The organism is Agrobacterium bohemicum (genome assembly GCF_002896715.1).
Classification (GTDB): Bacteria; Pseudomonadota; Alphaproteobacteria; order Rhizobiales; family Rhizobiaceae; genus Agrobacterium; species Agrobacterium bohemicum.
Genome location: NZ_PGEL01000027.1, coordinates 463,644 through 486,343 on the forward strand (window position 1 = coordinate 463,644; position 22,700 = coordinate 486,343).

The 22,700-nt window shown below is 55.4% G+C and carries 33 protein-coding genes and 1 pseudogene; 5 read left to right on the forward strand and 29 right to left on the reverse strand.

The window, feature by feature from the left end:
• Positions 1-48: 48 nt before the first annotated feature.
• The 3 genes from CUC55_RS17695 to msrQ all read left to right on the forward strand — a co-directional run bounded on the left by CUC55_RS17695 (position 49) and on the right by msrQ (position 3,871).
• On the forward strand, positions 49-2,037 hold the full coding sequence (locus tag CUC55_RS17695; RefSeq protein ID WP_103088673.1) for a bifunctional 2',3'-cyclic-nucleotide 2'-phosphodiesterase/3'-nucleotidase: 1,989 nt from the start codon (positions 49-51) through the stop codon (positions 2,035-2,037).
• A 230-nt stretch (positions 2,038-2,267) separates the two neighbouring features.
• The gene (gene msrP, locus CUC55_RS17700; RefSeq protein WP_103088674.1) at positions 2,268-3,209 is read left to right on the forward strand and encodes a protein-methionine-sulfoxide reductase catalytic subunit MsrP; all 942 of its coding nucleotides are present in this window, start codon (positions 2,268-2,270) and stop codon (positions 3,207-3,209) included.
• 2 nt (positions 3,210-3,211) lie between these two features.
• Positions 3,212-3,871, forward strand: coding sequence for a protein-methionine-sulfoxide reductase heme-binding subunit MsrQ (gene msrQ / locus CUC55_RS17705; RefSeq protein ID WP_067643665.1), 660 nt, complete (start codon positions 3,212-3,214; stop codon positions 3,869-3,871).
• Between the two features lie 49 nt (positions 3,872-3,920).
• Here msrQ and CUC55_RS17710 read toward each other — a convergent pair.
• Positions 3,921-4,250 (reverse strand): annotated as a pseudogene (locus tag CUC55_RS17710) (ribosomal maturation YjgA family protein); the annotation flags it as partial.
• A gap of 59 nt (positions 4,251-4,309) precedes the next feature.
• Here CUC55_RS17710 and CUC55_RS17715 point away from each other — a divergent pair.
• Both CUC55_RS17715 and CUC55_RS17720 read left to right on the forward strand, forming a co-directional pair.
• Positions 4,310-5,188 (forward strand): DUF817 domain-containing protein, encoded by an 879-nt coding sequence (locus CUC55_RS17715; RefSeq protein ID WP_425352863.1) that lies wholly within the window; start codon positions 4,310-4,312, stop codon positions 5,186-5,188.
• Positions 5,189-5,202: 14 nt separating this feature from the next.
• On the forward strand, positions 5,203-6,012 hold the full coding sequence (locus CUC55_RS17720; RefSeq protein ID WP_103088676.1) for a carbon-nitrogen hydrolase family protein: 810 nt from the start codon (positions 5,203-5,205) through the stop codon (positions 6,010-6,012).
• A 109-nt stretch (positions 6,013-6,121) separates the two neighbouring features.
• Here the strand turns inward: CUC55_RS17720 and rplQ are convergent, their stop codons facing one another.
• The 28 genes from rplQ to tuf all read right to left on the reverse strand — a co-directional run bounded on the left by rplQ (position 6,122) and on the right by tuf (position 22,685).
• A complete protein-coding gene (gene rplQ / locus CUC55_RS17725; RefSeq protein WP_042618511.1) occupies positions 6,122-6,547 on the reverse strand; it encodes a 50S ribosomal protein L17 in 426 nt (141 codons plus the stop codon).
• A gap of 194 nt (positions 6,548-6,741) precedes the next feature.
• Positions 6,742-7,752, reverse strand: a complete 1,011-nt coding sequence (locus CUC55_RS17730) for a DNA-directed RNA polymerase subunit alpha (protein WP_067643671.1) — start codon at positions 7,750-7,752, stop codon at positions 6,742-6,744.
• Between the two features lie 186 nt (positions 7,753-7,938).
• A complete protein-coding gene (gene rpsK, locus CUC55_RS17735; RefSeq protein WP_042618513.1) occupies positions 7,939-8,328 on the reverse strand; it encodes a 30S ribosomal protein S11 in 390 nt (129 codons plus the stop codon).
• Positions 8,329-8,465: 137 nt separating this feature from the next.
• On the reverse strand, positions 8,466-8,834 hold the full coding sequence (rpsM, locus tag CUC55_RS17740; protein WP_067643674.1) for a 30S ribosomal protein S13: 369 nt from the start codon (positions 8,832-8,834) through the stop codon (positions 8,466-8,468).
• A gap of 226 nt (positions 8,835-9,060) precedes the next feature.
• Positions 9,061-9,672 (reverse strand): adenylate kinase, encoded by a 612-nt coding sequence (locus tag CUC55_RS17745; protein ID WP_067643677.1) that lies wholly within the window; start codon positions 9,670-9,672, stop codon positions 9,061-9,063.
• Positions 9,669-11,009, reverse strand: coding sequence for a preprotein translocase subunit SecY (secY, locus tag CUC55_RS17750; protein ID WP_103088677.1), 1,341 nt, complete (start codon positions 11,007-11,009; stop codon positions 9,669-9,671). The genes CUC55_RS17745 and secY overlap by 4 nt, the downstream gene beginning before the upstream one ends.
• Positions 11,010-11,321: 312 nt before the next feature.
• Positions 11,322-11,801, reverse strand: a complete 480-nt coding sequence (rplO, locus tag CUC55_RS17755; RefSeq protein WP_067643681.1) for a 50S ribosomal protein L15 — start codon at positions 11,799-11,801, stop codon at positions 11,322-11,324.
• Positions 11,802-11,817: 16 nt separating this feature from the next.
• Complete coding sequence (gene rpmD, locus CUC55_RS17760) at positions 11,818-12,024, reverse strand: 50S ribosomal protein L30 (protein WP_045230765.1); 207 nt, start codon at positions 12,022-12,024, stop codon at positions 11,818-11,820.
• An 11-nt stretch (positions 12,025-12,035) separates the two neighbouring features.
• The gene (gene rpsE, locus CUC55_RS17765) at positions 12,036-12,605 is read right to left on the reverse strand and encodes a 30S ribosomal protein S5 (protein WP_103088678.1); all 570 of its coding nucleotides are present in this window, start codon (positions 12,603-12,605) and stop codon (positions 12,036-12,038) included.
• A 120-nt stretch (positions 12,606-12,725) separates the two neighbouring features.
• A complete protein-coding gene (gene rplR, locus CUC55_RS17770; protein ID WP_067643688.1) occupies positions 12,726-13,088 on the reverse strand; it encodes a 50S ribosomal protein L18 in 363 nt (120 codons plus the stop codon).
• Between the two features lie 12 nt (positions 13,089-13,100).
• The gene (rplF, locus tag CUC55_RS17775; RefSeq protein ID WP_067643690.1) at positions 13,101-13,634 is read right to left on the reverse strand and encodes a 50S ribosomal protein L6; all 534 of its coding nucleotides are present in this window, start codon (positions 13,632-13,634) and stop codon (positions 13,101-13,103) included.
• Between the two features lie 42 nt (positions 13,635-13,676).
• Positions 13,677-14,075: a 30S ribosomal protein S8 gene (gene rpsH / locus CUC55_RS17780; RefSeq protein WP_103088679.1), complete on the reverse strand. Its 399-nt coding sequence runs from the start codon at positions 14,073-14,075 to the stop codon at positions 13,677-13,679.
• Positions 14,076-14,087: 12 nt separating this feature from the next.
• Positions 14,088-14,393, reverse strand: a complete 306-nt coding sequence (gene rpsN / locus CUC55_RS17785) for a 30S ribosomal protein S14 (RefSeq protein ID WP_067643693.1) — start codon at positions 14,391-14,393, stop codon at positions 14,088-14,090.
• Positions 14,394-14,426: 33 nt separating this feature from the next.
• Positions 14,427-14,984, reverse strand: coding sequence for a 50S ribosomal protein L5 (rplE, locus tag CUC55_RS17790; RefSeq protein WP_103088680.1), 558 nt, complete (start codon positions 14,982-14,984; stop codon positions 14,427-14,429).
• A complete protein-coding gene (gene rplX, locus CUC55_RS17795) occupies positions 14,977-15,285 on the reverse strand; it encodes a 50S ribosomal protein L24 (protein WP_045230770.1) in 309 nt (102 codons plus the stop codon). Before rplX ends, rplE begins: the two co-directional genes overlap by 8 nt.
• Positions 15,286-15,297: 12 nt before the next feature.
• Positions 15,298-15,666 (reverse strand): 50S ribosomal protein L14, encoded by a 369-nt coding sequence (gene rplN / locus CUC55_RS17800; protein ID WP_003495199.1) that lies wholly within the window; start codon positions 15,664-15,666, stop codon positions 15,298-15,300.
• A gap of 226 nt (positions 15,667-15,892) precedes the next feature.
• Positions 15,893-16,129, reverse strand: a complete 237-nt coding sequence (gene rpsQ / locus CUC55_RS17805; protein WP_103088681.1) for a 30S ribosomal protein S17 — start codon at positions 16,127-16,129, stop codon at positions 15,893-15,895.
• A gap of 12 nt (positions 16,130-16,141) precedes the next feature.
• On the reverse strand, positions 16,142-16,342 hold the full coding sequence (gene rpmC, locus CUC55_RS17810; protein WP_042618527.1) for a 50S ribosomal protein L29: 201 nt from the start codon (positions 16,340-16,342) through the stop codon (positions 16,142-16,144).
• 12 nt (positions 16,343-16,354) lie between these two features.
• Entirely contained in the window at positions 16,355-16,768 is a 414-nt protein-coding gene (gene rplP, locus CUC55_RS17815) for a 50S ribosomal protein L16 (RefSeq protein WP_042618528.1), read from the reverse strand.
• A 38-nt stretch (positions 16,769-16,806) separates the two neighbouring features.
• Entirely contained in the window at positions 16,807-17,541 is a 735-nt protein-coding gene (rpsC, locus tag CUC55_RS17820; protein ID WP_103088682.1) for a 30S ribosomal protein S3, read from the reverse strand.
• Positions 17,541-17,930, reverse strand: coding sequence for a 50S ribosomal protein L22 (gene rplV, locus CUC55_RS17825; RefSeq protein ID WP_103088683.1), 390 nt, complete (start codon positions 17,928-17,930; stop codon positions 17,541-17,543). The genes rpsC and rplV overlap by 1 nt, the downstream gene beginning before the upstream one ends.
• A gap of 2 nt (positions 17,931-17,932) precedes the next feature.
• Positions 17,933-18,211 (reverse strand): 30S ribosomal protein S19, encoded by a 279-nt coding sequence (rpsS, locus tag CUC55_RS17830; protein ID WP_067643709.1) that lies wholly within the window; start codon positions 18,209-18,211, stop codon positions 17,933-17,935.
• A gap of 15 nt (positions 18,212-18,226) precedes the next feature.
• Entirely contained in the window at positions 18,227-19,063 is an 837-nt protein-coding gene (gene rplB / locus CUC55_RS17835) for a 50S ribosomal protein L2 (RefSeq protein ID WP_103088684.1), read from the reverse strand.
• 45 nt (positions 19,064-19,108) lie between these two features.
• On the reverse strand, positions 19,109-19,402 hold the full coding sequence (locus CUC55_RS17840; protein WP_103088685.1) for a 50S ribosomal protein L23: 294 nt from the start codon (positions 19,400-19,402) through the stop codon (positions 19,109-19,111).
• The gene (gene rplD, locus CUC55_RS17845) at positions 19,399-20,019 is read right to left on the reverse strand and encodes a 50S ribosomal protein L4 (RefSeq protein ID WP_067643714.1); all 621 of its coding nucleotides are present in this window, start codon (positions 20,017-20,019) and stop codon (positions 19,399-19,401) included. The genes CUC55_RS17840 and rplD overlap by 4 nt, the downstream gene beginning before the upstream one ends.
• A gap of 12 nt (positions 20,020-20,031) precedes the next feature.
• On the reverse strand, positions 20,032-20,673 hold the full coding sequence (gene rplC, locus CUC55_RS17850) for a 50S ribosomal protein L3 (RefSeq protein WP_067643717.1): 642 nt from the start codon (positions 20,671-20,673) through the stop codon (positions 20,032-20,034).
• Positions 20,674-20,843: 170 nt separating this feature from the next.
• Positions 20,844-21,152 carry a 30S ribosomal protein S10 gene (gene rpsJ / locus CUC55_RS17855; RefSeq protein ID WP_045024701.1) on the reverse strand — a complete coding sequence of 103 codons (309 nt, stop codon included), beginning with the start codon at positions 21,150-21,152 and terminating at the stop codon, positions 20,844-20,846.
• 357 nt (positions 21,153-21,509) lie between these two features.
• Positions 21,510-22,685: an elongation factor Tu gene (gene tuf, locus CUC55_RS17860; protein ID WP_067643720.1), complete on the reverse strand. Its 1,176-nt coding sequence runs from the start codon at positions 22,683-22,685 to the stop codon at positions 21,510-21,512.
• Between the last annotated feature and the right edge of the window lie 15 nt (positions 22,686-22,700).

The window sequence follows — 22,700 nt, forward strand, 5'->3', positions numbered from 1 at the left end:
CTAGGCTGCGGTCATTTCGCACAGCCTGAATTCATTCGAGGTGTTTCCATGTCTTCGCTTATCGGCCTCCACCCCATTACCCGCCGTTCTCTGCTNGGGGGCATTGCCGCCTCCTCCGCATTCGTCATGCTGCACCCCTTTGCAGCTCGCGCGCAGGGCAATCAAGCCCATCTGCGCATCATGGAAACAACGGATATTCACGTCCACGTCTTCCCGTATGACTATTATGCCGACAAGCCAAACGACACGCTGGGTCTGGCGCGCACAGCCTCCATCATCGATTCCATCCGCGCAGAAGCCGGAAATTCCATGCTGGTCGATAATGGCGACTTCCTTCAGGGCAACCCGCTGGGCGATTACATTGCTTACGAGCGCGGCATGAAGGCGGGCGACAAGCACCCCGTCATCAATGCCATGAACATGCTGGGTTACGATTGCGGAACGCTTGGCAATCACGAGTTCAATTACGGGCTCGACTTCATGTTCAACTCGCTGGGCGGAGCCGGCTTCCCTTATGTCTGCGCGAACCTGACAAAGGGCCAGCTCGCTTCCGACCCTAAGAAGGATGACCTTTTCTTCAAGCCCTACGTCATCCTCGAAAAGCAGATCAAGGACGGTTCTGGCGCCACCAGCCCGGTCAAGGTCGGCATTATCGGCTTCGTGCCACCGCAGATCATGATGTGGGATGCCAAGAATCTCGAAGGCAAGGCGCAGACTCGCGATATCGTCGATGCGGCCAAGGCCTGGGTTCCGGTTATGAAGGAACAGGGTGCCGATATCATCATCGCGCTGTCGCATTCGGGTATCGAAGGCAAGGGCCAGAGCGACCGTATGGAAAATGCCTCGCTCTATCTGGCCGGCGTCAAAGACATCGATGCCGTCTTCACCGGCCACCAGCATCTCGTCTTCCCAGGCCCCAAGACCTGGGATGGTATCGAAGGTGCCGATCCGGTCAAGGGTACGTTGATGGGCAAGCCCGCTGTGATGGCCGGTTTCTGGGGCTCCCATATGGGCCTCATCGACCTGCTGCTGGNAAAAGATGGCNAAAACTGGAAGATCGTGGACTTCACCACCGAAGCGCGCCCGATCTACCACCGCGACGATAACCGCAAGATCGTCGCCGACGTGAAGGACAAGCCGGAGATCATCGCGGCCGTCAAGACGGATCACGAAGCCACCCTCGCCTATGTCCGCCGCCCCGTGGGCAAGACATCCGCGCCGCTTTACTCCTANTTTGCACTGGTCGCGGATGATCCATCCGTACAGATCGTATCCAACGCCCAGACCTGGTACATCAAGGACATGCTGAAGGAAGGCCAGTATAAGGACTTGCCTGTGCTCTCAGCGGCTGCCCCTTTCAAGTCTGGCGGACGTNGGGGGGCTGATTATTACACGGATGTCCCCGCCGGTGACATTGCCATCAAGAACGTTGCCGACCTCTACCTTTACCCCAACACCGTTCAGGCCGTGCTGATCACGGGGGCGCAGGTGAAAGACTGGCTGGAGATGTCGGCGGGCATGTTCAAGATGGTGGAAGCCGGTGCGAAGGACGCACCGTTGCTGAACAATGACTTCCCGTCCTATAATTACGACGTCATCGACGGCGTGACCTATCAGATCGATGTGTCGAAGCCACCGAAGTTCGACAAGGACGGCAAGTCGATCAACCCTGACAGCAACCGCATCGTCGGCCTGCAATTCGAAGGCAAGCCAATCGACCCCGAACAGAAATTCGTGGTGGCGACGAACAATTACCGCGCCAGCGGCGGGGGCAAGTTTCCAGGGATCGCGGCCGACAAGATCATCTTCGTCGCACCGGATACAAACCGCGATGTCATCGTGCGTTACATCATCAGCCAGGGTACCATCAATCCAGCTGCCGACGACAATTGGTCATTTGCGCCCGTTGCCAACACAACGGCAATCTTCGAAACTGGTCCGAAGGCACGCCAGTACGCCAAGGACGTGAAGGGCGCGAAGATCGAGGAAGCTGGAGATGGCGCAGAGGGCTTTGCGAAGTTCCGCCTGATTCTCTGACATNAAAACGATCTGTGGCGCGCTTTGTGAAGCGCGCCACACCCTCTCGCAGAGTTTACCGATAGCTTCCATATTATTTCAGGCATTGCCGATCTTCGTCGCAAATCCGCCGCCCACAGAGCGCGACATGCTTTCAATATTTTTTACTCGTCACGAGAAACTTCTCTTACGCGTTCTACGTAATGGGTATTGAATAGCTTTTGTTCGCTTTAGCTCCGCAGGAGGTTTTGATGCCCGTTTACCATCCGCCCCGTATCCCATCATCTGAAATCANCCCGCGCGGCGTCTATCTTTCCAGACGAAACTTTCTTGGAACTGCCGCTGGTCTTGCGGCTGTCGGTCTCACGGGTCACGGCGCGCTCGCAGCCCCTCTGACTGCGAAGCCCGGCGCCTACAAGCTGGATGAACCGTTGACGCCGCTCGATGCCGTGACCAGCTATAATAATTTTTACGAGTTCGGCACTGGTAAGTCAGACCCCAAGGAAAACGCTGGAAAATTCAAACCTACGCCATGGACCATCAGAGTGGATGGGCTCGTCGGGAAGCCGCAGGAATTCAACATTGAAGACCTGCTGAAATATCCACTGGAAGATCGCACATACCGCATGCGCTGCGTCGAAGGTTGGTCCATGGTCATTCCCTGGATCGGCTTCCCTCTTTCTGCACTGCTGGATAAGGTCGAGCCACTGGGCAGCGCAAAATTCGTATCCNTTGAAACGGTTGTCCGCCCCGAAGAAATGTCCGGACAAACCGGGCTGTTTCAGGCACTCGACTGGCCTTACGTGGAAGGCCTGCGTCTGGATGAAGCCCGGCACCCGCTGACCATTCTCGCCGTCGGCCTTTATGGCGAAACCTTACCCAACCAGAACGGCGCACCCATTCGCCTCGTGGTGCCTTGGAAATATGGCTTCAAAGGCATCAAATCCATCGTCCGTATTTCGTTGGTGGAGAAGCAGCCGGAAACCACGTGGAAGAACTCAAACGCCCGCGAATACGGTTTCTACTCAAACGTCAATCCGAAGGTCGACCATCCGCGCTGGAGCCAGGCGACAGAACAACGCATTGGTGAAGGTGGTTTCTTCAGCACGCAGAGACGGCCAACGCTGATGTACAATGGCTATGACGAGGTGGCGAGCCTCTATACAGGCATGGATCTGAAAGCGAATTACTGACCATGGCGTTTGCGTTTTCGCTTCCCTCCTTGCCGAAACGGTATCAACCAGCGGCCATCTCGGCGCTGTATGTTATTGGCCTCTCGCCGGGCGTCTGGTACTTCTACCTCGCAGCCACCGGTGGGCTGGGCTTTAATCCCGTCAAGGAATTCGAGCATCTACTTGGCACCTGGGCGCTACGTTTTCTGTGCATCGGCCTTGTCGTCACGCCGTTACGTGATTTGTTCAACGTCAACCTCATCGCTTACAGGCGCGCACTTGGCTTGATCGCGTTCTATTATGTCCTGGCGCATTTCGCGGTCTATATCATACTGGACCGTGGCCTCGTTTTCAGTTCCATTCTCTCTGACATTCTCAAGCGNCCCTACATCATGTTCGGCATGGCAGCTCTTGTCATGCTCATACCCCTCGCATTGACCTCCAACCGCTGGTCGATCCGGCGTCTCGGCTCGCGCTGGAACACGTTGCACAAACTGTCCTACTTCATATTGATCGCCGGTGTCCTCCACTTCGTGCTGGCACGAAAATCCCTGACGCTGGAGCCTGTTTTCTATCTTTCGGTGATGTTCATCCTGCTCGGCTATCGTGCAATCCGGCCGGTCATCATGGCGCGAAAGCGCGCCCGCAAGGCAACTATGTCTTCCAGAAACGCCACTCGATGAGCGCGGCCACTCCTATGCCAACGAGATAGCAGGTAATATTCCACGGCTAAAAGACACGACCGAGCAGTAACGCTCCAGCCGTCGTCGCTCTGAATGCATCAAGTGCCGGNAAATGAACAAGCCTGATAAGCTCGACGATGATCGAAAACGCAGCCGCGGTGGCAGTGACCAGATGTCTTTTGTGACGCGGCATCAAGGCTGCCACAAGCAGATAGACCATTGATCCCCACAGCAACGACCCACCATATTTCACGACGGTGAATGATAACCCGACTGCGTAACCATATCCGCGCAGCGCTAGTCCTGCCAAGATCACGAGACAGGCGGCGGTTAAAAGGCCAACCGACCTGAGATAAAATGGCTGCGACGTTTTGATCATCATGTCGCTTTATTTCCAGTCTTGTGTAGACATGCAATCCTGCCGAGCAAAAAGGATTTATGGCTGTGACGACCGAAACCGCCTACCCCGCCAGCCGCCTGTCGTCACTCGATGCTCTTCTGTGCGATAAACAGCCATGGGGCGAGTTGGAAGGCGCAAAGCGTTTCATCGTCGAGTTTCTTTATTTCGGCATCAAGGAAGCAAGAGCGTGCATGTTTGCAGGCCTGTTTTTCATATCCATCTTTCTGGTTCCACGTGTCGGCCTTTTTGGCCTACCGCGTTACGATGTGCTGCTTGTCATCGCGCTCGCGATCCAGTTCTTCATGATCTGGAGCAAGCTGGAGACGCTTGACGAAGCAAAGGCTATCCTTCTCTTTCACATCGTCGGCTTTGCGCTCGAGGTGTTCAAAACATCAAGCAGCATCCAGTCATGGTCCTATCCCGACTTTGCCTACACCAAAGTCCTCGGCGTGCCACTGTTTTCCGGCTTTATGTATGCCGCTGTCGGCAGTTACATCATNCAGGCCTGGCGCCTGCTGGATGTGCGCATCAAACACCATCCCAGTTACTGGATGGCAACGTTGATTGGCCTTGCCATCTACCTCAACTTCTTCACCCATCACTATATCGGGGATTACCGTTGGTACATCGCCGCCTGCGCCGTCGGCCTCTACGCCCGCGCCACCGTCATCTATCGCCCCTATGATCGCCACAGAAAAATGCCACTACTGCTCTCATTTATCCTCATCGGATTTTTCGTCTGGCTGGCAGAAAACATCTCCACCTTCTTCGGCATTTGGAAATATCCAAACCAGCTAGGCGCGTGGTCCGTGGTCCACATCGGCAAATGGAGTTCGTGGTCCCTCCTCGTCATCATGACGTTTACGATTGTGTCGCATCTGAAGCATATTAAAAGCCGGATTTCGGTGCCGGAGTGACGGAGGCATCTCCAATGATAATCGCCGCCGCACAGAGCGTCGTGAGCAAGGATATCGCCGAAAACNGGCGCACGATAAGAGATTTGATAGCGCAGGCCGCAAACGAAGGTGCACGCCTCGTCAACTTCTGTGAGGGCTCGTTATCAGGTTATTCCAAAGGGCAGATCGCTGCACCGGAAGATTGGCTCAATGTAGACTGGCGCCTCCATACGGCTGAACTCGAATCAATCGCGGGAACTTGCAAAAAACATAAAATTTTCGCATCGATAGGCTCCGCGCATCCGCTCGGCGCCTCACATCCGCCCTTCAACAGCCAACATGTCTTAAGCGACACGGGCGAATTGTTGGGACGATACGACAAACGCTATCTCTCGAACTCGGAGCTTTCAGGCTGGTTCACACCGGGATCAGAGCCTTTTACCTTTGAGGTCGATAGTTATAAATTCGGTTGCCTCACTTGCATTGAGGTTCATTTCCCTGAACTTTTCATGGAATATGAACGCCTCAACGTCGATGCGATCTTGNTTTCATCATATGGTATCAGAAGCTTTTTCCAGATCGCGCTTCGGGCCCACGCAGGATTCAATTGCCTTTGGATTAGCGGCGCGACGCCTGCACAGACAGCTGGCGAGGGACCAGCCAGTATTATCGGTCCAGACGGTAAGATCGTTTCACACTGTGCCACCGAGCGGAGAAATGAGTTAGCATTTGCCACTCTTGATCGAAACGACCCCGTTTTTGACATTCCACTCAAGAAGGCTCGTCAATGGCGAAGGGAAGCAAGGCGCGGTGAAATTTACAGAGNAAAGCAGATCGAGAAATGATCTGCGGGTTCGCATAGCATTTTTGAATACCGAATTTGAACTGAAAACAAAAAAGCCGGGTGATCGTTCACCCGGCTTTTTCGTACTTGGCGCTGAGAAGCGCCAGACCTTATGCAGCTTCAGCAGCAGCGTTTTCTGCAGCAACGCGAGCCTTGTCGGCTGCGCCCTTGGCGTCTACGTCGCGCTCTACGAACTCAACGACGGCCATAGCAGCGTTGTCGCCCTGACGGTAGCCAGCCTTCATGATACGCAGGTAGCCGCCGTTACGGGTGGCGTAACGTTCAGCGATGGCATCGAACAGCTTGCGAACTGCGTCCTGATCCTTGATCTGGGACACGGCCTGACGACGAGCGTGCAGGTCGCCGCGCTTGCCGAGAGTTACGAGCTTTTCTACGATCGGGCGAATTTCCTTCGCCTTCGGCAGTGTCGTTACGATCTGCTCATGGGTGATGAGCGAAGCAGCCATGTTGGCAAACATTGCCTTGCGGTGGCTGGCGGTTCTATTGAGCTTGCGGCCTGAATTTCCGTGGCGCATTGCTATTCTCCTTTAATGCAGGTTCCCTATCCGGGCCTGCCGTTTCCTGGCACATGCAGGCGACCCAATCTTTTTCACGGGGCCTGCTGTTTGACGGGGAAAGGCAGTCTGTAACGGGTCTGCCTTCTTATCTGGGTTCTTGTTGATCCAGCCGGTGAGAGGAAAACCGCTGACGCGACTTTCCTCAACGCGGCTTAGTACTGGTCTTCGTAACGCTTTGCGAGATCTTCGATGTTCTCTGGCGGCCATGCGGGCACTTCCATGCCGAGGTGCAGACCCATGGAAGCGAGAACTTCCTTGATTTCGTTCAGCGACTTGCGGCCAAAGTTCGGAGTACGAAGCATTTCGGCTTCCGTCTTCTGAATGAGGTCGCCGATATAAACGATGTTGTCGTTCTTCAGGCAGTTTGCCGAACGAACGGACAGTTCCAACTCGTCGACCTTCTTGAGAAGCGCCGGGTTGAATGCCAGTTCGGTCACAGACTCTTCTTCTGCTTCCTTCTGCGGCTCGTCGAAATTGACGAACACACCAAGCTGGTCCTGAAGAATACGAGCGGCGAAGGCAACGGCGTCTTCGCCGGAGACCGAACCATTCGTATCGATCGTCATGATCAGCTTGTCGTAGTCGAGAACCTGGCCTTCACGGGTGTTTTCCACCTTGTAGGACACTTTCTTGACCGGCGAATAAAGGCTGTCCACCGGAATAAGGCCGATTGGTGCATCTTCTGCGCGGTTACGCTCTGCAGGCACATAGCCCTTGCCGTTGTTGACGGTGAATTCCATGCGGATTTCAGCGCCTTCGTCCAGCGTGCAGATAACGTGGTCGGGGTTGAGGATTTCGATGTCGCCAACCGTCTGAATATCACCAGCGGTAACGGAACCTGGACCCTGCTTGCGCACGACCATGCGCTTGGAATCGTCACCATCCATCTTGATGGCGATTTCCTTGATGTTCAGAACGATGTCTGTCACGTCTTCCCGAACGCCGGGAATGGACGAGAACTCGTGCAGAACGCCATCAATTTGCACTGCTGTTACAGCAGCGCCACGCAGAGAAGACATCAGAACGCGACGAAGCGCATTACCGAGCGTCAGACCAAAGCCGCGCTCCAGCGGTTCAGCAACCAGCGTCACCTTGGTGCGGCTGGAAGACGTGAACTCAACCTTGTTCGGCTTGATCAGTTCCTGCCAATTCTTTTGAATCATCTTTAAACCTTCCGTTCGCCGCCACCATCCAATCGTGGCGGACCGAGCATCATCACCGAGAGGAACCAATGGTTCATCGGAGGGTTCTAAGCGTAGGAAAACCGGCTACGCCGGCAGGCCAAACGCCACATACGCGAAAATTCCGCCAGACCGAGGGAAAGGCGGAATTCTCAAGATACGGTCGCGTCAGACGCGGCGCTTCTTGCGCGGACGGCAACCGTTGTGTGGGATCGGCGTAACGTCACGGATCGAGGTGATCATAAAACCGGCAGCCTGGAGAGCGCGAAGTGCAGATTCGCGACCGGAACCCGGACCGCAAACTTCAACTTCCAACGTCTTCATGCCGTGTTCCTGAGCCTTCTTGGCGGCATCTTCAGCAGCGATCTGGGCAGCAAATGGTGTCGACTTACGCGAACCCTTGAAGCCCTTGGCACCAGCAGACGACCAGGCAATAGCATTGCCCTGTGCGTCGGTGATGGTGATCATCGTGTTGTTGAAGGTCGAGTTAACGTGCGCAACGCCCGTCGTGATGTTCTTACGTTCGCGACGTTTAACGCGAGTGGCTTCCTTGGCCATGGTCTACCTTTCATTGATCTCTGCACCGCCGTAACACCAGCGGCTACACCGGCGATTGGCTTCCACGAAGCCTCTCGCCAAACTCAGAAAGGCTGGTGCGGCTTGCACCAGCCTCCCCTCTCCGGAGAACCGGNAAATTACTTCTTCTTACCTGCGATCGCCTTCGCTGGACCCTTGCGAGTACGAGCGTTGGTGTGCGTGCGCTGACCGCGTACGGGCAAGCCGCGACGGTGACGCAGACCACGGTAGCAACCGAGGTCCATAAGACGCTTGATGTTCATCGAAGTTTCACGACGAAGATCACCCTCGACGCGATAATCGCGGTCGATTGCTTCGCGGATCTGAAGGACTTCTGCATCCGTCAGCTGATGAACGCGCTTTTCAGCCGGAATACCGACCTTTGCTACGATTTCTTGCGCGAATTTCGTGCCAATCCCGTGAATATAGGTCAAGGCGATAACAACGCGCTTAGCCGTCGGGATGTTGACGCCAGCGATACGTGCCACGTCTATTCTCCTTGCGTTCCAGTTGCCATCCGGCAAGTGGTGCTTTCATTTGAGCGGCACTCTTCTGCCGCCAGTTCAAAATTCGTGTTCGTCACAAGTCAAAACGACTGAACCCGGACTTTCCTTCCCTTGAGGAAAATCCGCGCCAGTCGCTTGGGATGTCGCGAGTTGGCGCGGTTTAACGGAATCGGTTCAAAAAAGCAACCTGCCCCGTCAAGATTCTTTATTAGCGTGCGACAGATGCCTCAGCGCCGGGTGCTTTTTCCAGCACAGCTTCGATAGCCGTGGTCACCTGATCGACGTGGGCCATGCCATCAAGCACGACCAACTCGCCCTGTTCCTCGTAGTGCTTAGACAGAGGAGCCGTCTTTTCGCGGTATTCGGAAAGGCGCTTGCGAAACGATTCGGGATTGTCATCAGAGCGAACCGTTCCACCGGCAGCAACCGTTTCGGCAACGCGGTTTTCGATTCGCCGCACAAGCGCTTCTTCGTCTACCTTCAGTTCGATAACGGCATCCAGGACGAGGTTCTTCGCGCGCAGATTTTCGCCAAGCACTTTAGCCTGCGGAACCGTGCGAGGGTATCCATCAAGAATAAACCCCTTCTCACAGTCTGGCTGTTCAATACGCTCAGATACGATCTGGTTGACGATATCGTCCGATACGAGACCACCAGCGTCCATTACCTCCTTGGCGCGCTTGCCGATCTCAGAGCCGTCATTGACAGCCGCACGAAGCATATCGCCAGTGGACAGCTGGGGTATCCCATACTTGTCCGTCAAGCGCTTGGCCTGTGTCCCCTTGCCTGCTCCTGGCGGTCCCAAAAATATCAGTCTCATCGTCCCCTCTTTCCTCCACGCAGTTTCGATTTCTTGATCAGACCCTCATACTGCTGGGCGATCAGGTGACCCTGAATCTGTGCCACAGTATCAAGGGTTACACTGACTACGATCAAAAGCGAAGTACCACCAAGGGCTAATGGGATACCTGTCCGAGCGATAAGCGTTTCGGGAAGAATACAGACGAACACGAGATAGATCGCGCCGATCACGGTTATGCGGGTCAACACATAATCGATATATTCAGCCGTACGTTCGCCTGGACGAATGCCGGGAATAAACCCGCCATGCTTTTTCAGATTATCGGCCGTGTCCTTCGGATTGAAAACAATCGCGGTGTAGAAGAACGCAAAGAAAGCGATCAACATGCCGTAGAACAACATGAAGAGAGGCTGACCGTGCTGCAACGAAGCGATGATAGCTGTCGCCCACGGTGGCAGGTTCGTGCTGTTGGTAAAGCCAGCGGCAGTCKCAGGCAGCAGCAGCAGCGAAGATGCGAAGATCGCAGGAATGACGCCAGCCGTGTTCAGCTTCAGCGGAAGATGCGACGTATCCCCCTGGAACATCCGGTTGCCGACCTGGCGCTTCGGATACTGGATCAACAGACGACGCTGCGCACGCTCCACGAACACGATCAGTGCAATTACACCGATGGCGACGAGGACTACGGTCAGAATAAGAGCAGTGGACAACGCGCCGGTACGACCGAGTTCCAATGTTCCAGCCAGAGCCTTAGGTAGCCCAGCTGCGATACCAGCGNAAATGATCAGCGAAATACCGTTGCCGATACCACGCGAGGTAATCTGTTCACCCAGCCACATCAGGAACATCGTGCCGCCAAGCAGCGTGATGACTGTGGAAATACGGAAGAACAAGCCAGGATCGACGACGAGCCCTGCACCGCTTTCAAGACCAACGGCAATGCCATAGGCCTGAAGCGTACCGAGCAACACCGTGCCGTAGCGGGTGTACTGATTGATGATCTTGCGGCCCGCCTCACCTTCCTTTTTCAAGGCTTCGAGCGAAGGTACGACCGAGGTCATCAGTTGCACGATAATCGATGCGGAAATGTAAGGCATGATGCCGAGCGCGAAAATCGCCATGCGCTCTACAGCGNCGCCCGCAAACATGTTGAAGAGACCGAGAATACCGTTGGCCTGGCCTTGGAAAGCCTGAGCATAGGCTTCCGGGTTCAGACCGGGAAGCGGAATATGCGTACCGAGACGGTAAACGAGAAGTGCGGCAAGGGTAAACCAGAGGCGCTTTTTCAGATCTTCGGCTTTAGCGAAGGTCGAAAAATTCAGGTTTGAGGCCAGTTGTTCCGCTGCTGAAGCCATAAATTTCTCCGCATGACCCTTGTCCAGCGGCACGGAAACCGGCAATTCCGGAAAAGGTCTNAAAGATACTGGTTTAAAAACCGGGCTTCGGACGGATGCCAGCTATCAAGCCGAAATCATGCCTCACCCTTGTTTTCGTTGGTCCTGTCAGCGTTCATTCGAACACCTAAGAACCGTGAGGCTCTCCCCGCTTCGCTCTCGCGCCGCTTGAGAGTTTCCGCATAAGCTTTTAATCGATTAAGATTCAAAGACTTACGCAACTATGAGTGCGAACGNCCGGAATGAAGCACCCCGGGCGTTCGAAGTCTTATATTACTCTGCAGCTTCCGCTGCAACAACCAGAAGCTTGATAGAGCTACCAGCCTTCTCGATCTTTTCAACAGCAGACTTGGAAGCGCCGGCAACTTCGAAGGAAACCTTCGTCGTCAGCTCGCCGTCGGCAAGAATACGAACGCCGTCCTTGAGGCGACGAATAACGCCAGCAGCCTTGAGAGCAGCAGCATCAATCGTTGCGTTGGCGTCGAGCTTGCCTGCATCGATAGCAGTCTGAACGCGACCAACGGACACTTCAGCATATTCCGAAGCGAAAATGTTGGTGAAGCCACGCTTAGGCAAACGACGGTAGATTGGCATCTGGCCGCCTTCGAAACCGTTGACTGCAACGCCCGAACGAGCCTTCTGACCCTTGACGCCGCGACCACCGGTCTTGCCCTTGCCAGAACCGATGCCGCGACCTACGCGGATGCGATCCTTGGTGGAACCTTCGTTGTCTTTAATTTCATTGAGTTTCATGATGACTTCCTCCGTCTCACTTCTCGTCTACGACGCGAACGAGATGCTGGACAGCACGGATCATGCCACGAACAGCTGGAGTATCTTCCAGAGTGCGCTGACGGTGCATCTTGTTGAGACCCAGGCCGATCAGCGTCTGGCGCTGAACTGCAGGGCGGCGAATTGGGCTGCCGATCTGTTCGACCGTAACAGTCGTCTTGGCTTCAGTAGTCTTCTTGGCCATGATACTGCTCCTTATTCTTCAGCAGCGTTGCCGGAAGCGGCGCGGCGGGACTGAAGGGTCGCATACTTAAGACCGCGCTGTGCAGCAACGTCCTTAGGATGAACCTGGTGCTTCAAGGCGTCGAACGTCGCACGAACCATGTTGTATGGGTTCGAGGAACCGGTCGACTTGGCGACAACGTCATGAACGCCGAGCGTTTCGAAAACAGCGCGCATTGGACCGCCGGCGATGATACCGGTACCAGCCTTTGCAGAACGTAGCAGAACCCTACCAGCGCCGTGACGACCGTTAACATCATGATGCAGCGTACGACCATCGCGCAGAGGCACGAAGATCAGATCGCGCTTTGCGCTTTCGGTAGCCTTGCGGATCGCTTCTGGAACTTCACGAGCCTTGCCGTGACCAAAGCCAACGCGGCCCTTCTGGTCACCAACGACGACGAGAGCAGCAAAACCGAAACGACGGCCGCCCTTAACAACTTTGGCGACGCGGTTGATAGCAACCAGCTTGTCGACGAATTCGCTATCGCGCTCTTCGCGGTTCTGGCGGTCGTCGCGAGAACCTCNTTTTTCCTGTGCCATTGTCCTTTTCCTTTTTCTTTTGCGGGTGGAACGGCAAACAATAATGGACCACCGGCTTCATTGCTGAAGTCCTGATGATCCGGTGAAATCCGCCCGGAACGTTGCCCGGGCGGAAAAGTCTTAAAAGTTCAGACCGCCTTCGCGGGCAGCTTCAGCCACAGCCTTGATACGGCCGTGGTAAATGAAGGCGCCGCGGTCGAATACGACATCCTTGATACCAGCCTTGCTGGCACGTTCTGCAACGAGCTTGCCAACAGCGGCAGCTGCTGCAACGTCCGCACCCGTCTTCAGCGACGAACGCAGACCAGCATCGAGTGTGGAGGCAGACGCAAGCGTCTTGCCGGCCACGTCATCGATGACCTGAACGTAGATGTTCTTCGACGAGCGATGAACCGACAGGCGCGGGCGACCGTTAGCAACCGCCTTGATCTGGCGGCGCACGCGGTTGGCGCGACGTGCAAGTGCTTCTTTCCTGCTAGCCATTTCGCTTGATCCTTACTTCTTCTTGCCTTCTTTGCGGATGATCCGTTCTTCAGCGTACTTGACGCCTTTGCCCTTGTAGGGCTCGGGACCACGGTATTCGCGGATTTCCGCGGCAACCTGACCGACCTGCTGCTTATTGATGCCGGAAACGATGATTTCAGTCGGCTTCGGAACGGCGATAGTGATGCCGACCGGAGGTTCGTAAACTACATCGTGAGAGAAACCGAGAGCCAATTGCAGGTTCTTGCCCTGCAAGGACGCACGATAACCGACGCCGTTGATTTCGAGCTTGCGCTCGTAGCCGTCCTTGACACCCTTGAAGATGTTCTCGACCATCGTGCGGGACATGCCCCACTTGGAACGAGCTTCCTTGGTGTTGTTGGCTGGCTGTACCGAAACAGCGTTATCTTCCAGCTTGACCTGAATTTCGTCGTTTGCAACGAAGAACAGTTCGCCCTTAGGACCCTTGGCAGTAATCTTCTGGCCGTCGACATTGGCCGTCACACCTGCAGGAACCTGAACGGGCTTTTTACCGATACGAGACATATTTCTATCCTGTCTGTCCGTTAAGGAGATCCCTGCTCAGTCTTAGAAGACCGAGCAAAGAACCTCGCCACCAACGTTCTGTTCACGAGCCTGGTGATCAGCCATCACACCCTTCGGAGTCGAAAGGATTGTGATGCCAAGACCATTCGCAACCTGCGGGATGGACTTCACCGAGACATAAACCCGGCGGCCCGGCTTGGAAACGCGACCGATTTCACGGATCACGGACGCGCCTTCGTAGTACTTCAGCTCGATCGTGAGTTCGGACTTGCCGTTCTCGAAATCAACCTTGGAATAACCGCGAATGTAGCCTTCAGCCTGAAGCACGTCGAGAACGCGTGCACGAAGGCTGGAAGCAGGTGTGTTCACCGAAGACTTGCGACGGGCTGCACCATTGCGGATGCGGGTGAGCATATCACCCNAAGGATCAGTCATTGTCATGTGCCCGTCTCCTTACCAGCTCGACTTGACAATACCCGGCACCTTGCCGGAATTGCCCAACTCACGAAGCGCAATACGCGACATTCCGAGTTTGCGGTAGAACGCGCGCGGACGGCCCGTTACTTCGCAGCGGTTGCGGACACGCGTCTTCGAGCCGTCACGCGGCAGCGAAGCGAGCTTCAGAGTTGCCTGGAACCGCTCTTCGATCGGAAGGGACTGGTTCATAACGACTGCCTTAAGGGCGGCACGCTTGCCGGCCTGCGAGGCAACCGTCTTGCGGCGGCGCTTGTTCTTTTCAACTGCGCTTGTTTTCGCCATATCGTAGTTCCTTTTCTACGCTCGTCGTTACGGTTATTGACGGAACGGGAAGTTGAACTCTGTCNAAAGAGCCCGAGCTTCGTCGTCCGAAGTCGCCGTCGTGCAAACGATGATGTCCATGCCCCACATCTGATCAACCTTGTCGTAGTTGATTTCTGGGAACACAATGTGTTCCTTGATGCCCATGGCGAAGTTGCCACGGCCGTCAAAGCTCTTCGGGTTCAACCCGCGAAAGTCGCGAACGCGCGGAAGCGCGATGTTGATCAGACGGTCAAGGAATTCGTACATGCGTGCGCCACGAAGAGTAACCTTCGCGCCGATTGGCATGTGTTCGCGAACCTTGAAGCCCGCGATAGAATTGCGAGCCTTGGTGATGACTGGCTTCTGACCGGCGATAGCAGCCAGATCGCCAGCGGCGACTGTTGGCTTCTTCGAATCGGCAGTAGCTTCGCCAACACCCATGTTGATGACGATCTTATCCAGCTTGGGGATCATCATTACGTTTGAGTAGGAGAACTTCTCCTGCATTGCGCCGCGAATACGGGAAACGTATTCAACCTTGAGACGCGGCTCGTACTTGGACTCAGCCATCGATCACTTCTCCCGAACGCTTGGCAACGCGGACTTTCTTGCCGTCTACAACCTGGAAACCAACGCGAGTTGGCTTGCCATCTTTATCAGCGATAGCGAGGTTGGAGATGTGCAAGGAAGCTTCCTTGTTGATGATGCCGGCTTCCTGGCCCTGGGTCTGGCGCTGGTGACGTTTCACCATGTTTACGCCACTCACAAAAGCCCGGTCTTCTTTCGGCAAGACCTGTGTTACTTCGCCGGTACGGCCCTTGTCCTTACCGGTCAATACGACAACCTTGTCGCCTTTACGAATTTTCTGCATCGCTATCGCTCCTTACAGTACTTCTGGAGCCAGCGAGATGATCTTCATATGGTTCTTGGCGCGAAGTTCGCGCGGAACCGGTCCGAAGATACGGGTGCCGATCGGCTCTTTCTTGTTATCGATAAGAACAGCTGCGTTGTTATCGAAACGGATGACGCTGCCATCAGCGCGGCGGATGTCCTTAGCGGTACGCACAACAACCGCCTTCATCACGTCGCCCTTTTTAACGCGGCCGCGCGGAATTGCTTCCTTGATCGAAACGACAATAATGTCGCCAACGGAAGCATACTTACGCTTCGAGCCGCCCAGCACCTTGATGCACATGACACGACGTGCGCCGGAATTATCCGCCACGTCGAGGTTTGTTTGCATCTGAATCATGTCAGGTCGCCTTCTTGTTGTTACCGGACCGGTTGGGCAAAAACGGCCCCCTGTTCCAGCTTATGAAATGTCTCTGTTTTCGCGCGGAATAAACGTGACAGGGTGGTTTCCTAACGGACCTTCCGTGCGCATCAAAGCAAAAGAACGCCCGTGAACGAGCGTCCTTGCGCTGCTTCATACAGACTTTCGCGCATATAGCAAGGCGCCGCGCGAATTTCTGTCGAAATTAAGCCTGGGCGGAGATAACCGTCCAGCGCTTGTCCTTGGAGATAGGCGCGCATTCCTCGATGGAAACGGTATCGCCGATCTTGTATTGATTGTTTTCGTCGTGCGCCTTGTANTTTTTCGAGCGACGAACGGTCTTCTGAAGAAGCGGGTGAGCGAATCGACGCTCAACACGAACTACGACAGTCTTCTCGTTCTTGTCGGACACAACGACGCCCTGCAGAATGCGTTTAGGCATATTATTCTTCCTTTAGGCCTTGGCTTCTGCCGCCTTCTGGCGGGCAATGGTTTTCACGCGGGCGATGTCCTTGCGGACTTCGTCGATGCGCGAGGACTTTTCCAGCTGGCCGGTTGCCTTCTGAAAGCGCAGGTTGAACTGCTCCTTCTTCAGGTCGGCAAGCTTGTCCTTGAGCTGATCGGCGCTGAGGCCGCGAACGTCTTCGGCTTTCATGGTGCCTGCTCCTTACTCTGCGATGCGCTGAACGAAGCGCGTCTTAACCGAGAGCTTGGCAGCGCCGAGACGAAGCGCCTCGCGGGCGATCTCCTCGGAAACACCGTCGATCTCGAACATCATACGACCGGGCTTGACCTTGCATGCCCAGTATTCAACAGAACCCTTGCCCTTACCCATACGAACTTCGGTCGGCTTCGCCGTAACCGGAGTGTCTGGGAATACGCGGATCCACACACGACCAGCGCGCTTCATGTAACGCGTGATCGCGCGGCGGGCCGCCTCGATCTCGCGCGCGTTAACGCGGTTCGGTTCCTGCGACTTCAAGCCGAATTCACCGAATGCCAGGTCAAAGCCGCCCTTGGCCACACCCTTGATGCGACCCTTAAACTGCTTACGGTACTTAGTACGCTTTGGCTGCAACATTTTCTAACTTCTCCGAGCTTATCTTTCGCCAGCGTCAATCAAGCGTTTTCGCGGCGACGGTCGCCACGATCACCGCGCTGCTCACGGCTTGCAGGGCCCTGTGCATCGCCTTCTAGACCACGACGTTCAGAAGCCATCGGATCGTGCTCAAGGATTTCGCCCTTGAAGATCCAGACCTTGATGCCGCAAATACCGAACGCCGTTGTAGCTTCTGCTACACCGTAGTCGATGTCTGCACGCAGCGTGTGCAAAGGAACGCGACCTTCGCGGTACCATTCGGTACGAGCGATTTCAGCGCCGCCAAGACGACCACCGCAAGTGATCTTGATGCCTTCGGCACCCAGACGCAGTGCGGACTGAACAGCGCGCTTCATGGCGCGGCGGAAAGCCACACGACGTTCGAGCTGCTGAGCAATCGACTGTGCAACGAGTGTTGCGTCGATTTCCGGCTTGCGCACTTCAACGATGTTGAGGTGCGTTTCAGAAGCAGTCATCTCGGAAATCTTCTTGCGAAGCTTTTCGATGTCTGCACCCNTTTTGCCGATGATCAGACCCGGACGAGCCGAGTGGATGGTCACGCGGCACTTCTTGTGCGGACGTTCGATGACAACCTTGGCGATACCAGCCTGCTTCAATTCCTTGATCAGGTAAGCACGGATTTTCAGGTCTTCGTGCAGAAGCTTGCCGTATTCGGCAGTGTCTGCATACCAGCGGCTATCCCAAGTGCGGTTGATACCGAGGCGGAAGCCGATTGGATTGATTTTCTGACCCATTATGCGGCCTCCCCNTTTTCTTCCACTTCACGAACGACGATCGTGAGGTGAGAGAACGGCTTTTCGATGCGCGATGCACGACCACGGCCACGAGCGTGGAAACGCTTCATGGTGATGGACTTGCCAACATAGGCCTCGGCGACGACGAGAGCGTCGACGTCGAGATCATGGTTGTTTTCCGCGTTTGCAATTGCCGATTCCAGCGTCTTCTTGACGGTGGCAGCAATACGCTTGCGGGAAAATTCGAGCTCGGCGAGAGCGCGATCGACCTTTTTACCACGGATAAGAGCGGCAACTAGGTTAAGTTTCTGGGGGCTGACGCGAAGCGTACGGGCAATGGCCTGAGCCTCATTGTCCTTCAGCCGGCGTTCGGTCTTAGCCTTCGCCATGATTACTTCCTCTTTGCCTTCTTGTCCGCACCATGACCGTAATAGGTCCGGGTCGGAGAGAATTCACCGAACTTGTGACCGACCATGTCTTCGTTGACAGAGACGGGTACATGCTTGCTGCCGTTGTAGACGCCGAATGTCAGACCAACGAACTGAGGCAGGATCGTGGAGCGACGGCTCCAGATCTTGATCACTTCACTGCGTCCGCCTTCGCGTACCTTCTCAGCCTTAGTGAGAAGATAACCGTCAACAAACGGACCTTTCCATACTGAACGAGCCATTTGAGAGTTCCTCTCTTACTTCTTGCGCTGATGGCGCGAACGCATGATGAACTTGTCGGTCGACTTGTTGGAGCGAGTCCGCTTGCCCTTTGTGGGTTTACCCCACGGAGTCACCGGATGGCGACCACCAGACGTACGACCTTCACCACCACCATGAGGGTGATCGACAGGGTTCATCACGACACCGCGAACGTGAGGCTTCTTGCCGCGCCAGCGTGAACGACCGGCTTTGCCGTCGTTGATGTTGCCATGATCGGCATTCGAGACAGCACCGATCGATGCAAGGCAAGAACCATGCACCAGACGCTGCTCACCGGAGTTCAAGCGAAGGATCGCCATCCCTGCATCGCGACCAACGAGCTGAACATACGTACCGGCGGAGCGAGCGATTTGACCGCCCTTGCCTGGCTTCATCTCGACGTTGTGGATGATCGATCCGACTGGGATGTACTGAAGAGGCATTGTATTGCCTGGCTTCACGTCCACCTGCNTTTCGGAGGCGATCACCTTGTCACCGGCAGCGAGACGCTGTGGCGCGAGAATGTAAGCCTGTTGGCCGTCCGTGTATGTCACGAGCGCGATGAATGCGGTGCGGTTAGGGTCATATTCCAGACGCTCGACCGTACCTTCAACGTCGAACTTACGACGCTTGAAGTCTACCAGACGGTAGGTCCGCTTGTGACCGCCGCCCTGAAAACGAACGGTGATCCGGCCCTGATTGTTACGGCCACCCTTCGAGCTGAGGCCCTCTGTAAGAGCCTTTACCGGCTTGCCCTTGTAGAGCGAAGACCGGTNCACGATAACCAGCTGACGCTGGCTTGGCGTGGTCGGATTGAAACTTTTCAATGCCATTTTATTTGTTCCCNTTTGGGTCTTTGCCCGCTTGGGCCTAACCTTTTAGAGTCCGGTGGACACGTCTATGGATTGACCTTCGGCCAGCGTGATGATGGCNTTTTTGACATCCTTACGCTTACCAGCGAATCCACGGAAACGACGAGTCTTACCCTTGCGGATAAGCGTGTTCACTGCCGTGACCTTGACGCCGAAGAGTGCTTCGACTGCAGCCTTGATTTCAGGCTTCGAAGCGTCTTTGGCGACGTTGAATACGACCTGGTTCTGTTCAGAGACCAGCGTCGACTTTTCCGTGATCGAAGGAGATACGATCACATCGTAGTGGCGAAGATCCGTCATTTGAACCGCTCCTCGAGGGCTTCAACCGCAGCCTTGGAAAGCACGAGCTTGCCGCGACGCAGTATGTCGTAAACATTGATGCCCTGGATCGGCAGAACGTCCACGTTAGGGATGTTCTGAGCTGCGAGCTTGAAGTTGCCATCAAGTTCTGCGCCGCCGATAACGAGAGCGTTGGTCAGGCCAAGCGTTGCGAAGTGGCCAAGCAGTCCCTTTGTCTTTGCATCGGTCGCAACGAGCTGATCGACGATGATCAGTTCTTCGGACTTCATCTTGGCAGACAAAGCGTGACGGAGAGCAAGCGCGCGAACCTTCTTTGGAAGGTCATGAGCGTGGCTACGAACGACTGGGCCGTGGGCCTTGCCGCCGCCGCGGAACTGCGGTGCGCGAGCCGAGTGGTGACGAGCGCGGCCCGTACCCTTCTGCTTGTACATCTTTGCACCCGTGCGGGAAACTTCCGAACGGTTCTTGGATTTGTGCGTTCCCTGCTGCTTCTTGGCGAGCTGGTAACGAACCATGCGTGCCAGGATATCCTGGCGTGGGTCGAGGCCGAAAATTTCGTCCGACAGGGATACCGTGCCGGCGTCTTTTCCCTCGAGGGTTTTGACGTTCAATTCCATGATGAGGCTCCCTTACTTCGCTGCCGACTTAACGGCGTCGCGGACGATGATCCAGGAACCCTTGGAACCGGGAACGGCGCCCTTCACGAGGATCAAACCGCGACCCTCATCGGTCAGAACCACTTCCAGATTCTGGGTGGTGACGCGTGTGTGGCCCATGTGACCAGCCATGCGCTTGCCCTTCCAGACCTTGCCCGGATCCTGGTTCGAACCAGTCGAACCATGGGCACGGTGCGAGACGGAGTTACCGTGCGATGCGCGGCCACCACCGAAGTTGTGGCGCTTCATCGAACCGGCAAAACCTTTACCGATCGTTGTGCCGGTAACGTCTACCAGCTGGCCTGTCTGGAAATGATCTGCGGTCAGTGTTGCACCGACGTCGATGAGGTTCTCGGGAGAAACCCGGAACTCAACGAGCTTTGCTTTCGGCTCGACGCTGGCAGCGGCAAAGTGACCGCGGAGTGCCTTTGTCGTATTCTTGACCTTGGACTGGCCTGCACCGAGCTGAACTGCGGTGTAGCCATTCTTGTCTTCTGTGCGCTGGGAAACAACTTGCACGTTGTCCATACGCAGTACCGTTACTGGGATATGCTCACCGGCGTCGTTATAGACCCGGGTCATACCCACTTTCTGTGCAATCACACCTGAACGCATTGGTTCAATCCTCTTGCGAGCCTTGAAGGGNAAACCCTCTGTGGCCTTTGTTAAGGAGTTCCCTTCGACATCTCACGACGTTTCCGGTCTCCGGATTGGAAGACGTTGGATTGCTCCACGTACCTTCCTTGTTATATCGGCCCTTACTTTCGCAAGGTCAGGCCGAGGTCTTAGAGCTTGATTTCCACGTCAACGCCTGCAGCGAGGTCGAGCTTCATCAAAGCATCGACAGTCTGCGGAGTCGGGTTAACGATATCGAGAAGACGCTTGTGCGTCCGCATTTCGAACTGCTCACGGCTCTTCTTGTCAACGTGAGGAGAGCGGTTAACGGTAAACTTTTCGATGCGGGTAGGCAATGGAACCGGGCCGCGAACGCTGGCGCCGGTGCGCTTGGCGGTCGACACGATTTCACGGGTAGAGGCATCGAGGATCCGGTGATCAAACGCCTTGAGGCGGATACGGATATTCTGGCCGTTCATTCGTCTTGTCCTTGTTCTTTGTCTTTGGATTTCCGCACGCGGAAATACATGAACCTGTTGATCGTGGCGCCGCAGANTTTCAAAAATCAAGAGGAGCGCGAAGGGCACTCCAATCATTTCGTTAGTCTGTAATGTCGAAAACACCGGGCTCCGCGACTTATTGCGAATCCAACTGGTGAGTGTGAGTGCGCGTTTACGCGCTTTCACCGAAATTTTCAAGCCTTAAAAATGCAACGCCATGACGCTTTTTATAAAACGTCCGATGGCGGTGCTTTTCACACCGCCATCGTCCACTATCCAACCGCCGGACCAAAGCCCGGCGCTATTGCCGCGATGCCACCAGCACCGCCTGCCCTATTACTCTACGATCGAAGCGACGATGCCGGCACCGACGGTACGGCCGCCTTCGCGGATCGCGAAGCGCAGCTTTTCTTCCATCGCGATTGGAACGATCAGTTCGACTTCAACGGTCACGTTGTCGCCTGGCATAACCATTTCCGTGCCTTCTGGAAGCGAAACGATACCGGTCACGTCAGTCGTACGGAAGTAGAACTGTGGACGGTAGTTCGTGAAGAACGGCGTATGACGACCGCCTTCTTCCTTCGTCAGAATGTAGGCTTCTGCGATGAACTTCTTGTGCGGCTTGACAGAGCCCGGCTTGCAAAGGATCTGACCACGCTCAACGCCATCGCGCTGCACGCCACGGATCAGCGCGCCAACGTTATCGCCAGCCTGGCCCTGATCGAGCAGCTTGCGGAACATTTCAACGCCGGTAACAGTCGTCTTGGTCGTGGCGCGGATGCCGACGATTTCAACTTCTTCACCAACCTTGACGATACCGCGCTCAACGCGACCCGTCACAACCGTACCACGACCAGAGATCGAGAACACGTCTTCGATCGGCAGCAGGAACGGCAGGTTGATCGGACGCTCTGGCGTCGGGATGTAGGCGTCAACCTGAGCCATCAGCTCGCGGATGGCGTCTTCGCCGATCTTCTTGTCAGAATCTTCAAGAGCAGCAAGAGCCGAACCCTTGACGATTGGAATATCGTCGCCCGGGAAGTCGTAGGACGACAGAAGTTCGCGAACTTCCAGTTCTACCAGTTCCAGCAGCTCTTCGTCGTCAACCTGGTCAACCTTGTTGAGGAACACGACGATCGCAGGAACGCCAACCTGACGAGCCAGCAGGATGTGCTCGCGGGTCTGTGGCATCGGGCCGTCGGCGGCCGAGCAAACCAGGATCGCGCCGTCCATCTGGGCTGCACCGGTGATCATGTTCTTCACGTAGTCGGCGTGGCCGGGGCAATCAACGTGCGCGTAGTGACGAGCAGGCGTCTCATATTCAACGTGTGCCGTCGAAATCGTGATACCGCGTGCCTTTTCTTCCGGTGCAGCGTCGATCTGGTCGTACGCCTTGAACTCGCCGAAGTACTTCGTGATCGCAGCAGTCAACGACGTCTTGCCGTGGTCAACGTGACCGATCGTGCCAATGTTGACGTGCGGCTTGTTGCGCTCAAACTTGCTCTTTGCCATTCGTGGCTCTCCATT

What these genes read in the sequence shown, in the direction of transcription:
- rplQ (WP_042618511.1), bottom strand. Translation starts at nt 6,547, where the DNA reads ATGCGCCACGGAAATTCAGGCCGCAAGCTCAATAGAACCGCCAGCCAC.
- CUC55_RS17730 (WP_067643671.1), bottom strand. Translation starts at nt 7,752, where the DNA reads ATGATTCAAAAGAATTGGCAGGAACTGATCAAGCCGAACAAGGTTGAG.
- rpsK (WP_042618513.1), bottom strand. Translation starts at nt 8,328, where the DNA reads ATGGCCAAGGAAGCCACTCGCGTTAAACGTCGCGAACGTAAGAACATC.
- CUC55_RS17745 (WP_067643677.1), bottom strand. Translation starts at nt 9,672, where the DNA reads ATGAGACTGATATTTTTGGGACCGCCAGGAGCAGGCAAGGGGACACAG.
- rplO (WP_067643681.1), bottom strand. Translation starts at nt 11,801, where the DNA reads ATGAAACTCAATGAAATTAAAGACAACGAAGGTTCCACCAAGGATCGC.
- rpmD (WP_045230765.1), bottom strand. Translation starts at nt 12,024, where the DNA reads ATGGCCAAGAAGACTACTGAAGCCAAGACGACTGTTACGGTCGAACAG.
- rplR (WP_067643688.1), bottom strand. Translation starts at nt 13,088, where the DNA reads ATGGCTAGCAGGAAAGAAGCACTTGCACGTCGCGCCAACCGCGTGCGC.
- rplF (WP_067643690.1), bottom strand. Translation starts at nt 13,634, where the DNA reads ATGTCTCGTATCGGTAAAAAGCCCGTTCAGGTTCCTGCAGGTGTGACG.
- rpsN (WP_067643693.1), bottom strand. Translation starts at nt 14,393, where the DNA reads ATGGCGAAAACAAGCGCAGTTGAAAAGAACAAGCGCCGCCGCAAGACG.
- rplX (WP_045230770.1), bottom strand. Translation starts at nt 15,285, where the DNA reads ATGCAGAAAATTCGTAAAGGCGACAAGGTTGTCGTATTGACCGGTAAG.
- rplN (WP_003495199.1), bottom strand. Translation starts at nt 15,666, where the DNA reads ATGATTCAGATGCAAACAAACCTCGACGTGGCGGATAATTCCGGCGCA.
- rpmC (WP_042618527.1), bottom strand. Translation starts at nt 16,342, where the DNA reads ATGAAAGCCGAAGACGTTCGCGGCCTCAGCGCCGATCAGCTCAAGGAC.
- rplP (WP_042618528.1), bottom strand. Translation starts at nt 16,768, where the DNA reads ATGTTGCAGCCAAAGCGTACTAAGTACCGTAAGCAGTTTAAGGGTCGC.
- rpsS (WP_067643709.1), bottom strand. Translation starts at nt 18,211, where the DNA reads ATGGCTCGTTCAGTATGGAAAGGTCCGTTTGTTGACGGTTATCTTCTC.
- rplD (WP_067643714.1), bottom strand. Translation starts at nt 20,019, where the DNA reads ATGGAATTGAACGTCAAAACCCTCGAGGGAAAAGACGCCGGCACGGTA.
- rplC (WP_067643717.1), bottom strand. Translation starts at nt 20,673, where the DNA reads ATGCGTTCAGGTGTGATTGCACAGAAAGTGGGTATGACCCGGGTCTAT.
- rpsJ (WP_045024701.1), bottom strand. Translation starts at nt 21,152, where the DNA reads ATGAACGGCCAGAATATCCGTATCCGCCTCAAGGCGTTTGATCACCGG.
- tuf (WP_067643720.1), bottom strand. Translation starts at nt 22,685, where the DNA reads ATGGCAAAGAGCAAGTTTGAGCGCAACAAGCCGCACGTCAACATTGGC.